Source organism: Gimesia sp. (assembly GCF_048260065.1).
GTDB lineage: Bacteria > Planctomycetota > Planctomycetia > Planctomycetales > Planctomycetaceae > Gimesia.
Genome location: NZ_JBLXHC010000014.1, coordinates 155934 through 169396 on the forward strand (window position 1 = coordinate 155934; position 13463 = coordinate 169396).

The window sequence follows — 13463 nt, forward strand, 5'->3', positions numbered from 1 at the left end:
TCCTTTATGTATCCTGTATTGTATGTTCGTCTGTTTGTTGAGGTGATTCGTTTAACGCATGCGATACCTGTGTCGCTGATGCGATGTAGACCATCGCCAGTACCGAAAAAATATAAGCCTGAATGATCCCGGTAAGCAGTCCAAAGGCCTGCATCAGAATGGGAACAAACAGGGGGACAAATCCAAGGAGAATCGCGCCGATGACGCTACCGCTCATGATGTTTCCATACAGTCGCACTGCCAGTGCCAGCGTTCGCGACAGTTCGCCGATGATATTGAACGGCAACATCAGGAACGAGGGTTGCAGATACTGCTTCAGGTAAGCGACCAGTCCCTGCCGTGCAATCCCATAGATGGGGACGGCAACAAATACGCAGGTCGCCAGCGCTGCAGTGGTCGAAATCGAACTGGTGGGCGCTACGTATCCGGGGACGATTGAGAGAATATTGGATAAGGCAATGAATAAAAACAGCGTTCCGACAAAAGGGAGGAAGGGGCCGGGATCCTGCTGGCTGACATCCTGAATTTGACTCCGTAAGCCTGATACCAGGACTTCCAGCAGGTTCTGACCCCGCGTCAGGCGGGCGCTGTAACTCAGCCTGCGCGTGATGAACCAGGAGCCGCAGGTTAACAGTCCCATCACCAGCCAGGTAAACAGAATCGTTTTGTTCAGAATCAGAAATTCCCACTGCCAGAGTGGTTCATCGGGGGAAATATTCATTTACACAGATTTTCCTGTGAAAGCAGGTTGATCTGTTCTGATCATGCGTGTGCAGATCATCCGGGCCAGAACAAAACCAGCCAGGCAGACCATCAGGCGTTGCCAGCGTGCAGATTCATCCAGCCAGACGCCAATGAACCAGAACCCGGAAATGGTCAGGCAAATTCGGACCAGGGCCGAAGCAAGGAATAAGAATGCGGGATGCGAAGACTTCTGTAAATTGCGAATGGTCCACCAGAGTCCGCCGAAAAACAGCGCGCCTAGAATCAGGCCACAGGTCAGACTCGCAAGCAGTTGTAACAGCAGTGTCAAATTCATTTTTTGATATTTCCTTCTTTATGAATCCACTTCCAGGCGTTCAGACAGCCCAGAGTGATGCCTCCCATCAGCAACATTAATGTCCAGGAATAGGGACCAGGCCAGCGGGAATCGATCCACATTCCCAACATCACTCCCAGTACCGCCGGTATGGTGACGGACCAGCCGATCAGTCCGAACATTCCGAATCCAAACCAGATGGTATGGTGTTTTTCACGTTGTGCTTTCAGTTTCCGTGCTTCCTGAGAAGCAATTCGTTTTTCAATATGCGACTGCTCATGCAGAGGCAGTGAATCTCTCTGGAATTCGTGATTGTCAAATTCGTCTCCGTTATCGGTTTGATTATCAACTATCACTGCCCACCCCCTGTTTCACGAAGTGCCTGAGGATATCGGCTTCCAGTTTTGCAATGGCTGAACGTACCAGACGCTCTCTTTCGTGCTGTGCTTCAAACTGATCAGCGACTTTCTGACGGAGTGTGCCCAGGTCTTCTCCCTGGACGGCATAGATTGTGGAAACACGAACTTCGGCACCGGTTTTTGTGAGAATGCCTCCACCGATGCCCAGATAGGTTTCGCAGTTCTGATCATCGACAAAAGTCAGGATACCGGGGAGCAGGGCGGATACGAAATCGACGTGCCGGGGCAGCAGACAGAACGAACCGTTTTCTGCTTCCGCAATGACCTTGCTGACGGGCTGGTCAATCAGTATTTCAGTCGGTAACAGCACTTTCAGGTTCATGAGGGGCTGCCTTTTTTCACTTCGTCAATCGAACCGATCATATACAGGGCGCGCTCTGACACATCAAAGAACTCGTCATTCAAAATGCGTTCACAGCCGTCTAACGTTTCCTCCAGCGTCACAAACTTGCCCTGATAACCGGTGAATTGTTCCGTGCTGAAAAATGGTTGTGTGAGGAAACGTTCCAGGCGTCGGGCACGATTCACAATCCGGCGGTCTTCGCGTGACAGTTCTTCGAGCCCGAGCATGGCGATAATATCTTTCAGATCTTCGTAGTTCGCCAGTGTTTCACGGACCCCTTGCGCGACCTGGTAGTGGTGGTCTCCCACGATCGGGGGCATCAGCATTTTTGAGCTGGAATTCAAGAGGTCGATTGCCGGGTACAGGCCTTCCGAGGCCCGTCTGCGTGAGAGCACGACTGACGTGGAAAGATGTGCAAACGTATGAACTGCAGAGGGGTCGGTAAAGTCGTCTGCCGGGACGTAGACGGCCTGTACTGAGGTAATCGAACCGCTGGTGGTCGTACAGATGCGTTCTTCCAGTTCCGCCAGATCGGAAGCGAGGGTCGGTTGATAACCTACCCGCGAAGGAAGTTCACCCATGAGCCCGGATACTTCGGTTCCCGCCTGTATAAATCGAAAGATATTATCAATCAGCAGCAGGACATCCTGTCGCTGATCGTCGCGGAAATATTCTGCCATCGTGAGTGCTGCATGCCCGACGCGATAGCGGGCGCCCGGCGGTTCATTCATCTGGCCGAAAACCATGACCGTATTGTCGAGGACTCCCGCGTCCTGCATTTCGCGGTAGAGTTCTTCCGCTTCGCGACAACGTTCGCCGATCCCGCAGAAGAGGCTGACCCCTTTATGAGCCCCGACCACGTTGTGGATCAGTTCTGTGATTAAAACGGTTTTGCCGACACCGGCTCCACCAAACAGGCCCGCTTTTCCTCCTCGTTCCAGAGGCGAAAGCAGATCGATGGCTTTGATTCCCGTGCTGAATATTTCTGAACGGGGAGGACGCTCCACCAGCGCGGGAGACTGGTGATGGATCGACCGCCAGACGTCACAGTCCAACTGGGTGCCGGTATCAACGGTCTGGCCGAAGACATTCAGCATTCTTCCCAGAAGTTGAGGGCCGACAGGGACTTTGAGCGGATGTCCGGTGTTCAGAACCCTGGCACCGCGCGCCAGGCCGCGCGTTGAATTCAAAGCGATTCCGCGGACTGTCTGGTCGTCTAACTGAGTCAGGACTTCGATGACGATTTCCTGCTGATCACCGGTATGCAGTTCACTTTGCACGGGGGGTAAATTCCGTGGGAAACAGACATCGACCACGCTCCCCCGAATCGAGAGTACCGTTCCGAAATTCAGTTCCTCTGTCTCGGTCAACTGCTGCATGAAATCAGGCATCCTTACTCCCGAATCGGAGTTTCTCAAAATAATCCAGCGGGAGGGATTCTCATATGGTTGCTGTCATATTCCTTGTTATTATCTCTGACAATGATTGATTTTGCGAGAGAACTCAAGAGTGTGGAAAATCAATCAGTTCGCTTTTCAGGATTTTTTGCTTTGTTGTCTTCAGTCTGGTGGATTCCCCTATAGCTGAACCGGGTTCTACCCGTATTGGTTTCCGCTGGGTTCTGGTAAAGTACTTTATCCATACAAAGGAGTGAGTCCGGTATGACTCTCACCTCAAAAGGTGTTGCGCAGTTTCAGTCGATCTATATTTTATTTACAGACGGAAGATAAAAACGGGGAGTGAGAGCATGGCGTTGCAGGAGCCGCTGATTCTGTGGTTTGATGATATCGGTATTGCTGACGTCCCTTCGGTGGGGGGGAAGAACGCTTCACTGGGAGAAATGTACTGTCACTTAAATTCGGAAGGGATTGCCGTTCCCAATGGCTTCGCCACGACGGCTGCTGCTTATCGCTTTTTTCTGGCAGAAACCGGTCTGGATCAGCAGATCAGAGAGATTCTGAAGGATCTGGACACAACTGATATTTCCAATCTGCAACAGCACGGCCTGGCAGTCAGGCACGCGATTCTCTCGGCTGAGATGCCGGCAGCGTTGCAGACTGAGATCCTGCAGGCGTATGAGAAGTTGAGTGAAGCGTTGCCCGGAGGAATCGATGTTGCTGTCCGCAGCAGTGCGACTGCGGAAGATCTGCCGGATGCCAGTTTTGCCGGACAGCAGGAATCGTACCTGAATGTACGTGGAGCAGCTTCTCTGCTGGAAACCTGTCGTCGCTGCTTTGCTTCGCTGTTTACGGATCGGGCCATCTCCTATCGAACCGAGAAGGGGTTCGATCATTTTGACATCGCGCTTTCCATTGGAATTCAGCGGATGGTGCGTTCGGATCTGGCGGCTTCGGGAGTCATGTTTTCCATTGATACGGAGACCGGTTTTAAGGATGCCGTGCTGATCAATGCTGCCTACGGACTGGGGGAAAACATTGTCCAGGGGAGTGTGAACCCGGATGAATTTTACGTTTTCAAACCGACGTTGAAGCAGGGGTTCAAACCGATTTTGAAAAAAACGCTGGGCTCCAAAGAGTTCAAACTGATCTACGATGCGGGGGGCGGCAAGATGACACGCAACGTACCCGTGGACCCGGTCGACAGGAAACGATTTGCGATCACAGAGGAAGAGATTCTCACGCTCAGCCGCTGGGCCACCCGGATTGAAGAACATTATTCGTCGGTGCAGGGGCGCTACTGTCCCATGGATATCGAATGGGCGAAGGATGGGAAGACCGGAGAACTGTTCATCGTACAGGCCCGACCGGAGACTATTCACGGGAATCCGCAGTCGCAGACGCTCAAGACGTATCATCTGAAAGAACGCGGGCGTGTGTTGATTTCCGGTCACAGTGTGGGAGAACGCATCGGCCATGGTATTGCCCGGGTGATTGAGAGCGCGAAAAACCTGAATGAAGTACAACCGGGTGATGTGCTGGTCACAGACCGTACTGATCCGGACTGGGAACCGGTGATGAAAATCGCATCCGCGATTATTACCAATCGCGGGGGACGAACCTGCCATGCAGCCATTATCAGCCGTGAACTGGGAGTACCGGCGATTGTCGGCGCAGAAACAGCGACCACAGCGATTCAATCGGGGCAGATGGTGACGGTCTGTTGTGCGGAAGGGGATACCGGCCATGTGTATGAAGGACAACTGGATTACGAGATTCAGGAAGTCAACCTGGATCGTTTACCTGAAACCAGAACCAGTGTGAAAATGATTGTCGGGAATCCGAATGAAGCATTTCGGCTTTCCCTGTTGCCCAGTGATGGCGTGGGTCTGGCGCGGATGGAATTTATTATCAATTCGTTTATTCGGATCCATCCGATGGCGTTGCTGGAATATGATCAGTTGAAAGATCCCATTTTGAAATCAGAGATTGAGCGCCTGACACCCGGCTACTCTGATAAACCCGCATTTTTTGTGGATACACTGGCGCAGGGCGTAGGTATGATTGCCGCCGCCTTTTATCCACGCGAAGTAATCGTGCGGATGAGTGACTTCAAGACGAATGAATATGCCAACCTGATCGGAGGGGCGCAATACGAGCCTGACGAAGAGAATCCGATGATCGGGTTCCGGGGGGCATCGCGTTATTATCATCCCCGTTACCGGGACGCATTTGGTCTGGAGTGTCAGGCGATGCGCAAGGTGCGCGAGACGATGGGCCTGACAAATATGAAGCTGATGATTCCCTTCTGTCGTACCGTAGCGGAAGGTAGAAAAGTGCTGGAGGAAATGGCACGCCATGGCTTACATCGGGGGGATGACGGACTGGAAATTTATATCATGTGCGAAATTCCCAGTAATGTCATTCAGGCGGAAGCGTTCGCAGAAATCTTCGATGGATTTTCGATCGGTTCCAACGATCTGACCCAGTTGACGCTCGGAGTGGACCGCGATTCTGAAGTCGTCGCGTCAATCTTTGATGAACGGGACCCGGCTGTGATGGAATCGCTCGCGAGTGCTATTCAACGTGTGAAAGCAGCCGGTAAAAAGATCGGTATTTGTGGCCAGGCACCCAGTGACTACCCGGAAATCGCGGAATTTCTGGTGAAGCAGGGGATTGACAGTATCTCACTGAATCCGGACGCCGTCGTGAAGACGGTAACGCGTATCGCGGAAGTCGAATCCGACCTGGCATCGTGTTAATCTGATTGAGCCATAGAAAGTGACAAACTGATATGAAACATCGAGATCGAATGAATCCTGAGGGAGATGCGAAAAAAAAGTCACACGAGCATTTACAGTTTCTGCTGGATAGCCACGAAGAGATCCTGGAGCACATCAGGCAACTGAATGACTGGTGGAAAGAACTGGATGAACGAGGTATGCCCAAATATGGAGAAATGGGAACCCGCATGGAAGGATTAAAAAAGCTGCTCTCAAAGCATTTCTGTGATGAGGAGCAGGAGGGCTATTTTAAACCGCTCATGGATGAATCGCCGGGCTTCTGTATCATGGTGCCGGATTTTCAGAAAAAACATAAGGAATTTCTGACACGGATTGATGATTTCAGTACACGCTTGAAGCAGTCAGAGCCCCCCTTTCAGAACTGGAATGAAGCCTTACAGGAACTGCAGGGACTGCTGGATGAGCTCCGCAACAATGAAAACGAGGAAATTCAACGTGTCCGTGAAGCGTTTGAAAATTCCTCCCCCGACCAGTCATCATGAAGAACCCGGTGCTGACTGAACTGCGTAGGGCAGGCTGACATTTCGCAGTAATCACACTACCGCCGTCAAAGTCCGGTATATATGAAGTGCGCGGGACTTTTCCTCACCCTGGTTTCTATAGTATGCTCATACCATTCCATCACGAAAAACCTCTTTGAATTGTACTGCCAACTTTGTCGCATCGTGCCGCGACTGGATGATGATTCAGACAGGATACGGAAAAGTAATTTTATGAGCTTGCTTTATTCAGACCCTGTATTTCTGAAACATGAAACCGGAGATCTTCCGGAAAATGCGGCACGGATCATTCCTGCGATGAGACGCGCCAGCCAGATTGCCATGCATGCACATTACCGTCAACGGTCGTGGACCGAAGTTTCAGATGCTGTATTGGAACGCGTGCATTCGCGTGAGTACATTCGCTATGTGCAAGACTTCTGTGCACAGGGGGGAGGGGCTATTTCGGAAGATACCGTTGTCTGCCCCGAATCATACAAAGTAGCACGAATGGCTGTAGGCGCTGTCTGTGATGCGGTGGAGCAGATCGTTCAAAACAAAGCAGAGCGGGCATTCTGTCTCGTGAGGCCTCCCGGGCATCATGCGGCACCGGAATCGGCGCTCGGGTTTTGTCTGTTCAACAATGTTGCCGTCGGTGCGCGTCTGGCGATTGAGAAACTGGGCCTGGACCGGGTTCTGATTATTGACTGGGACGTGCATCACGGTGATGGCACGCAGGAAATCTTCTGGGAAGATGGACAGGTCGGATTTCTGTCGATTCATCGTGCCTCCTTTTACCAGAATACAGGAACTGCTGCCGAGACAGGAGCCGGGAAGGGACTGGGGACAAACTGCAACGTTCCGGTAGAAGAGGGAACGTCGCGGGAACAATACTGTGAAATGTTTACTTCGACTGTGGAACAACTGGCCGCTCGCATCAGACCGCAACTCGTGCTGATCAGTGCCGGCTTCGATGCGCATAAATACGATCCGGTGGGATCGTTGGGGCTGGAGAGTGAAGATTTTGCCAGGCTCACGCGGATCGTACTTGAAGTCGCAGACGTGCATGCCAATGGTCGCGTCGTGAGCGTATTGGAAGGGGGGTACAATCCCGGCGCACTGGCAGAATGTATCGAACATCATTTACTGGAACTGGCGTCTGTCTGATCAGAGGTTAATGCAGTTCAGGCAGATCAAATATAAAAAGTAAAAAGCAAAGACAATTTCTTATGCCGATTCGGAACCTTGAGAAAATATTTCGTCCCCGCCGGATTGCTGTGGTGGGAGCCAGCCAACGTCCGCTGAGTGTCGGACAGACGGTGTTTCAGAACCTGCTGGCGGGAGAATTTGCTGGAGAAATCTATCCGGTGAATTCCCGGCATACACAGTTAGGCGAACATCGCTGTTATCAATCGGTACTGGAACTGCCTGAACCTGTCGATCTGGCGGTCATCTGCACTCCGGCACAAACGATTCCTGAAGTGATCCAGCAGTGTGGGACAGCGGGGATCCGGGGCATTGTGATTCTGTCCGCCGGTTTTCGTGAAACAGGTGCCGCAGGAAAAGAATTGGAACAACAGGTTCTGAATATAGCCCGACAGTTCTCGGGCATGCGAATTATCGGACCGAACTGTCTGGGGATCATGGCTCCCTACTTCAATCTGAATGCCAGTTTTGCCACCGATATGCCTCTCAAGGGAAATGTCGCTTTCATATCGCAGTCTGGTGCGCTCTGCACTGCTGTACTGGACTGGGCGTTACAGGAAAAGGTTGGTTTTTCTCACTTCGTCTCTGTGGGGAACATGCTGGATGTCGGTATGGCGGACCTGATTGATTATTTTGCTTTGGATCAGCAGACGAAGTCGATCATTCTGTATGTTGAGTCGATTACCGAAGCGCGTCAGTTCATGTCGGCGGCGCGGGCGTTTACCAAAAATAAACCGATCATTGCGTATAAAGCGGGACGTTTTCAGGAATCTGCCAAAGCGGCGGCATCTCATACGGGGGCGATGGCCGGCGTGGATGCTGTCTATGAAGCGGCGTTTGCCCGCGCAGGGATTGTCCGCGTTTTTGAACTCGATGATCTGTTTGACTGTGCTGAATTGCTCGCACGACAACGTACGCCGCGGGGAGATCGTCTGGCGATTGTCACCAACGCCGGCGGTCCGGGTGTCATGGCCACCGATGCGCTGCTGGAGCGACAGGGAGTTCTGGCAACGCTTTCGGAAGACACCATTGAACGGCTGAATGGTGTGTTACCGTCTGCGTGGTCTCATGGGAATCCGCTGGATGTTCTGGGAGATGCGCCGCCGGAACGATTCGGGGACGCGCTGGAGATTGTGCTCGCTGATTCACACGTGGATGGGGTGCTCGTGGTATTGTCGCCACAGGCAATGACCGATCCAACTGGGGCTGCAGATGCGGTGATCAAAGCCGCGAAGTCCACATCGAAACCCGTACTCACTTCCTGGATGGGGGGGAGTAAAGTCCTGGAGGGAACAAGGAAGCTGAACAGCGCCGGCATTCCGACTTATAATACTCCCGAACAGGCCGTGCGGGCTTTTATGTACCTGGTGACCTATGCCCGGAATCGTCAGTTTCTGTATGAAATGCCGCGGGCGATGCCGGTTCAGTATTCGCTCGATCGCGGCCACCTGCGGGAACTGGCTGAAGCTGCGTTGCAGGAGGGGCGTGACATTCTCTCTGAATCTACTTCGAAACGGCTTCTGGAAGCGTATGGGATACCAGTCAATCGAACAGAAATTGCCCGCAGTGCCGAAGAAGCTGTGAAGTTGTCTCACGAAATGGGGCTGCCGGTCGTGCTTAAAGTATTCTCAGAACAGATTACTCACAAAACAGATGTGGGGGGAGTCGAACTGGATTTGTACGATGAGCATGAAATCAGCGAAGCGTATGACCGCATCATGCAGCGCGTGAAAGCGGCGCGACCGGATGCGCATCTGGAAGGAGTGACTGTTCAGAAGATGGTTTCCGAGCCGGAAGGCCACGAACTGATTTTGGGTGTCAAACGGGACCCGGTGTTTGGGATGGTTCTGCTGGTGGGAGCGGGAGGAACCTCCGCCGAACTCTATCAGGATCGTGCGCTGGAATTGCCACCTTTAAATGAACGACTGGCGCGGCACGCGCTGGAGTCGCTGCGTTCCTGGCCTTTGTTGAACGGTTATCGTGGGCATCCCGTTGTGAACCAGGATCAGTTGATCGAAGTGTTAATCCGGTTGTCCTACTTCGTTGCCGATATGCCGGAAATCGTCGAGCTGGATATCAATCCTCTCATGGTAACACCCGCTTATTCCATTGCCCTGGATGCACGGATTGTGGTTGACCGGGCACAGAGTCAGAAATCGTCGCGCCCTTATTCGCATCTGGCGATCCGACCTGTTCCGGAAGAGTATTCAAAAACCGTGACACTCAAGGATGGCACCCTGGCGCGACTGCGTCCGATTCAACCGGAGGATGAAGATAAATGGCACGAACTGCTGCGAGGCTGTTCTCCCGAATCAATTCGCGCCCGGTTCCGGTTTTCATTTCAAGGGACGACACATGACATGGCAACCCGCTTCTGTTTTATTGACTACGACCGTGAAATTGCCATTGTCGCAGAGAGAGTGGAAGATCCCACTGGGCAACTGATTGGAGTAGGACGCATGGTGGCGGACGCGGATCATCAGGAAGCCGAGTATGCTGTACTGGTGGGAGATCGCTGGCAGGGACAGGGGCTGGGATCAATTCTGACGGATTACTGTCTGGATGTCTGTCGTATCTGGGGAGTGCAACGGATCGTGGCTGAAACGGCCCCCGATAACTATCGCATGCTGGAAATGTTTCGAAAGCGTGACTTCGCAAAACAGCATACGCATTCCATGGACACCATTCTGCTGATGAAAAATCTCGGCATCAGCTCTCCCTGAATATCTTGAACACATATAACTGGCAGCCGCTGGCCGTCTTGGCTTTCTAGCAGTGGAAGGGGTCGTTTAATCTCAGAGATATCTGTAATGCGTTACTTTTACCGTGATGCTTGACTGTATTACTATCATGTAATATTATAAGTTGCATGAGACGCGACAGTAAATTATCTGGAGTTCTTCACATCCTGCTCCATATGGCAGAGCGGGATGGGTTCGTTACTTCTGCAGACCTGTCCAGAATGATGGATACCAATCCGGTTGTGATTCGGCGAATCATGGCAGGCCTCAGGCAGCGTGGGTACGTGAAATCGGTCAAGGGACATGGCGGCGGCTGGATACTGTCGTGTGACCTGTCAAAGGTGACATTACGGGATGTTTATGTTGCGCTCGACAGTCCTGCGCTGCTGGCGATCGGCAATCGGACTGAAGCGCCGGGCTGTCTGGTGGAACAGGCCGTGAATGCGACCCTGCAGCAGGCATTTGATGATGCAGAGGAACTTCTGCTTACTCGTTTTGGCGAAATTACACTGTCTATATTGAGCGCCGACTATCATGCCCGGCTCATCGCTCGTGACAGTTCCCCTGCCAGTCGCGGAGTGAGTGAATGACTCAGAACCCTGTCGAACCTCCTTCTCCCTTTACGGATGCCGGTGTCGTCGCGCGCTATGCAGAGGGACCACCGCGCATTGTTCCCGGGTTCTATGACATGCAACGCATGACGACTCTTCTACTGACGGAGTGTGTTCCCGAAACAGGACGCGTGCTCGTTGTTGGAGCAGGGGGTGGATTGGAGTTGAAGACGTTCGCAGAGGCTCAATCTGGCTGGACCTTTGATGGCGTTGACCCGGCCGCGGAAATGATCCGGCTTGCAGAGCAGACATTAGGATCACTCAATTCGCGCGTCCAGTTGTACGAGGGAGAAATTGACGTTGCCCCGCAGGGACCGTTCGATGCAGCAACTTGTCTTCTGACCATGCACTTCATAGATCAGGAAGAGCGTCAACGCATAGCGGCGGAGATTCACCGTCGCTTGCGGCCTGGCTCACCCTTAGTTGTCGTCCACTTGAGTTTTCCTCAGCATGAAGGAGAGCGGGACAGATGGCTGTCGCGATACGCTGCGTTTGCCGTCAGTTCCGGTGTGGAAGCCCATAATGCGGATGCTGCCCGCGCCGCAATCAATTCACACCTGAAAATACTCACACCCGAGCAGGACGAAGCGATTTTGCGTGAAGCAGGGTTCTCTCATGTCAGTTTGTTTTACGCTGGGTTTGCTTTTCGTGGCTGGGTGGCATATGCCTGATACTCCTCGGTCAACATGGATCGAGAATTGAATCAGTTCAATGGAATGCGATGTTTTATTGAGGGAGCGTGAGCGCGTTTTGAACGGACCCCCGAATGAACGATCCCGATTCAGATTCTGGATCTGAGAAGGTAAAACGATTGCAATTTCATCAGGCGTTACTGTTCTTTCTATTGTCGCGTTCTGAAGTCGAAAGAAGAGAACTTGCTGCATCTGGAGATCTTGAATATTCGTTTTGAGCAGTGAAAGTCGAAAAATGTGACGGATTGACAACCAGGATCACCGATAAATATTAAGTGTCCTGTTACAAAGATACATGGCGTTGAGTCACCGTTTCGGGTAAAATCGGATAGTGAGGTTCTGTCTCTTGATCAGGCTCCACACATATTGAAAAATACTTCTAATCGCGTCAAGAAGTGATTTTCAAGAGGACTGTCAGTTTCCCTTTGTTATTGAACAGACTGTTAGCATGAATAATAAAATTAATCGTCGCCGATTCATTCTTCGTTCCGTTGCCGGATCGCTGGCTTTGCCCGGGCTGCCCTCTCTGATGGCTGGCGCTCTTGCAGGGAATTCAGCGATTGCCGAGTCTCGCGGGGCAGGAGCAGGCGCTCAACGGTTTGTCGCAGTGGGTAACTTACTCGGGTTTCAGCTGAAGCATTTTTTCCCTGAGAAAACCGGTAAAGAGTTTGAAGAAACAACACTGCTCAAACCTCTCGCCGCGAATCGCAAGCAGATGACAGTCTATCGTGGTCTCGATCACGGACTGCGTGGCGGTCACTTTGCCGTGCATACATTCCTGTCAGGTCTACTGCATCACGAATCTAAAAACCGTACAGACGGCAACGTCACCATCGATCAATTCATCGCTGATGAAATCGGCAATCAGACGCGATTTCCGTCACTCACGGTCGGTTCGGAAGGGGGCATCCATGGTGGCTGTCAACTCTCATGGACGAAGTCGGGTGTTCGCGTTCCGCCGATTACGGGGCCTGCCGAACTGTTTGACCGTCTCTTCGTCGCAGACTCGAAACAGCTACAGGCACGGAAAGTAAAAGAGAACTCGCTGCAGGCATCGATTCTGGATTCGATTCACGATGAAGCCCGTTCGCTTTCGAAACGAGTCAACAGTGAAGACAAGGCAAAACTCGATGAGTATTTCAGCTCGATTCGCGATGTCGAAAAACGTCTGAAGCTCCGCCAGGTCTGGTCTGATCAGCCCAAGCCGAAAGCACCATTCGACAAGCCGGCCGATAAGAACACTGTGGAAGACCTGCCTATGCTCTACGAATTGATCGCGTTGGCGTTGCAGACCGATTCCACACGGATTGCCACGCTGGAAATTGGCGGCAGCTTTTTGCCGCAACATCTGGGTATCGATAAGTCCTATCATGGTCTGTCACATCACGGTAATAATGAAGAAACGATCGGGTATCTGGTCACTCTGGAGAAATATCAGATCGAGCAGTTTGGAAAATTCCTGACCCGACTCGCTGGGATTCCTGACGGCGAGCAGACACTGCTCGATTCAACCGCTGTCCTGTTCGGGAGCGGTATGGGAAATGCCAATTCACACACCAACTCTGACTTACCCATTATCATGGCTGGTGGTGGATATGCGACTGGTGAATTCCGAAAGGCTCCCTCAAAAGGCCCGGGCAAGGTCCCGTTGTGTAATCTCTTCCTGGATATCGCTCAGAAGATGGGTGTGGAGAAGGAAGCATTCGGAACGAGCACCGGAAGGTTCTCCTGA

Annotated in this window: 12 protein-coding genes; 7 read left to right on the plus strand and 5 right to left on the minus strand. The window is 52.2% G+C overall.

Features of this window, described 5'->3' with window-relative positions; translation table 11 throughout:
* Positions 1 to 4: 4 nt before the first annotated feature.
* Genes ACN0YN_RS23485 through atpD form a run of 5 tightly spaced genes read right to left on the minus strand, consistent with a single transcriptional unit; the run spans position 5 to position 3180 of the window.
* Entirely contained in the window at positions 5 to 721 is a 717-nt protein-coding gene (locus ACN0YN_RS23485) for a F0F1 ATP synthase subunit A (protein ID WP_417387466.1), read from the minus strand.
* Positions 722 to 1039 (minus strand): ATP synthase subunit I, encoded by a 318-nt coding sequence (locus tag ACN0YN_RS23490; RefSeq protein WP_417387467.1) that lies wholly within the window; start codon positions 1037 to 1039, stop codon positions 722 to 724.
* Positions 1036 to 1395 (minus strand): AtpZ/AtpI family protein, encoded by a 360-nt coding sequence (locus tag ACN0YN_RS23495; RefSeq protein WP_417387468.1) that lies wholly within the window; start codon positions 1393 to 1395, stop codon positions 1036 to 1038. The genes ACN0YN_RS23490 and ACN0YN_RS23495 overlap by 4 nt, the downstream gene beginning before the upstream one ends.
* The gene (locus ACN0YN_RS23500; protein ID WP_417387469.1) at positions 1385 to 1780 is read right to left on the minus strand and encodes a F0F1 ATP synthase subunit epsilon; all 396 of its coding nucleotides are present in this window, start codon (positions 1778 to 1780) and stop codon (positions 1385 to 1387) included. The genes ACN0YN_RS23495 and ACN0YN_RS23500 overlap by 11 nt, the downstream gene beginning before the upstream one ends.
* A complete protein-coding gene (atpD, locus tag ACN0YN_RS23505; RefSeq protein ID WP_417387496.1) occupies positions 1777 to 3180 on the minus strand; it encodes a F0F1 ATP synthase subunit beta in 1404 nt (467 codons plus the stop codon). The genes ACN0YN_RS23500 and atpD overlap by 4 nt, the downstream gene beginning before the upstream one ends.
* A 368-nt stretch (positions 3181 to 3548) precedes the next feature.
* Here atpD and ppsA point away from each other — a divergent pair, with 368 nt between their 5' ends.
* From ppsA to ACN0YN_RS23540, 7 genes are all read left to right on the plus strand, one after another.
* Positions 3549 to 5960, plus strand: coding sequence for a phosphoenolpyruvate synthase (gene ppsA / locus ACN0YN_RS23510; protein ID WP_417387470.1), 2412 nt, complete (start codon positions 3549 to 3551; stop codon positions 5958 to 5960).
* Between the two features lie 32 nt (positions 5961 to 5992).
* On the plus strand, positions 5993 to 6484 hold the full coding sequence (locus tag ACN0YN_RS23515) for a hemerythrin domain-containing protein (RefSeq protein ID WP_417387471.1): 492 nt from the start codon (positions 5993 to 5995) through the stop codon (positions 6482 to 6484).
* A 231-nt stretch (positions 6485 to 6715) separates the two neighbouring features.
* Entirely contained in the window at positions 6716 to 7648 is a 933-nt protein-coding gene (locus ACN0YN_RS23520) for a histone deacetylase (protein WP_417387472.1), read from the plus strand.
* Between the two features lie 62 nt (positions 7649 to 7710).
* Positions 7711 to 10410, plus strand: coding sequence for an acetate--CoA ligase alpha subunit (acs, locus tag ACN0YN_RS23525; RefSeq protein ID WP_417387473.1), 2700 nt, complete (start codon positions 7711 to 7713; stop codon positions 10408 to 10410).
* Positions 10411 to 10556: 146 nt separating this feature from the next.
* A complete protein-coding gene (locus ACN0YN_RS23530; RefSeq protein ID WP_417387474.1) occupies positions 10557 to 11018 on the plus strand; it encodes an Rrf2 family transcriptional regulator in 462 nt (153 codons plus the stop codon).
* Positions 11015 to 11710, plus strand: coding sequence for a class I SAM-dependent methyltransferase (locus tag ACN0YN_RS23535; protein ID WP_417387475.1), 696 nt, complete (start codon positions 11015 to 11017; stop codon positions 11708 to 11710). Before ACN0YN_RS23530 ends, ACN0YN_RS23535 begins: the two co-directional genes overlap by 4 nt.
* Before the next feature lie 469 nt (positions 11711 to 12179).
* A complete protein-coding gene (locus ACN0YN_RS23540; RefSeq protein WP_417387476.1) occupies positions 12180 to 13463 on the plus strand; it encodes a DUF1552 domain-containing protein in 1284 nt (427 codons plus the stop codon).

Excerpts from the sequence above, each read along its gene's own strand:
- ACN0YN_RS23500 (WP_417387469.1), bottom strand. The coding sequence starts at position 1,780 with ATGAACCTGAAAGTGCTGTTACCGACTGAAATACTGATTGACCAGCCC.
- atpD (WP_417387496.1), bottom strand. The coding sequence starts at position 3,180 with ATGCAGCAGTTGACCGAGACAGAGGAACTGAATTTCGGAACGGTACTC.
- ACN0YN_RS23530 (WP_417387474.1), top strand. The coding sequence starts at position 10,557 with ATGAGACGCGACAGTAAATTATCTGGAGTTCTTCACATCCTGCTCCAT.
- acs (WP_417387473.1), top strand. The coding sequence starts at position 7,711 with ATGCCGATTCGGAACCTTGAGAAAATATTTCGTCCCCGCCGGATTGCT.
- ppsA (WP_417387470.1), top strand. The coding sequence starts at position 3,549 with ATGGCGTTGCAGGAGCCGCTGATTCTGTGGTTTGATGATATCGGTATT.
- ACN0YN_RS23540 (WP_417387476.1), top strand. The coding sequence starts at position 12,180 with ATGAATAATAAAATTAATCGTCGCCGATTCATTCTTCGTTCCGTTGCC.
- ACN0YN_RS23520 (WP_417387472.1), top strand. The coding sequence starts at position 6,716 with ATGAGCTTGCTTTATTCAGACCCTGTATTTCTGAAACATGAAACCGGA.
- ACN0YN_RS23535 (WP_417387475.1), top strand. The coding sequence starts at position 11,015 with ATGACTCAGAACCCTGTCGAACCTCCTTCTCCCTTTACGGATGCCGGT.
- ACN0YN_RS23515 (WP_417387471.1), top strand. The coding sequence starts at position 5,993 with ATGAAACATCGAGATCGAATGAATCCTGAGGGAGATGCGAAAAAAAAG.
- ACN0YN_RS23490 (WP_417387467.1), bottom strand. The coding sequence starts at position 1,039 with ATGAATTTGACACTGCTGTTACAACTGCTTGCGAGTCTGACCTGTGGC.
- ACN0YN_RS23485 (WP_417387466.1), bottom strand. The coding sequence starts at position 721 with ATGAATATTTCCCCCGATGAACCACTCTGGCAGTGGGAATTTCTGATT.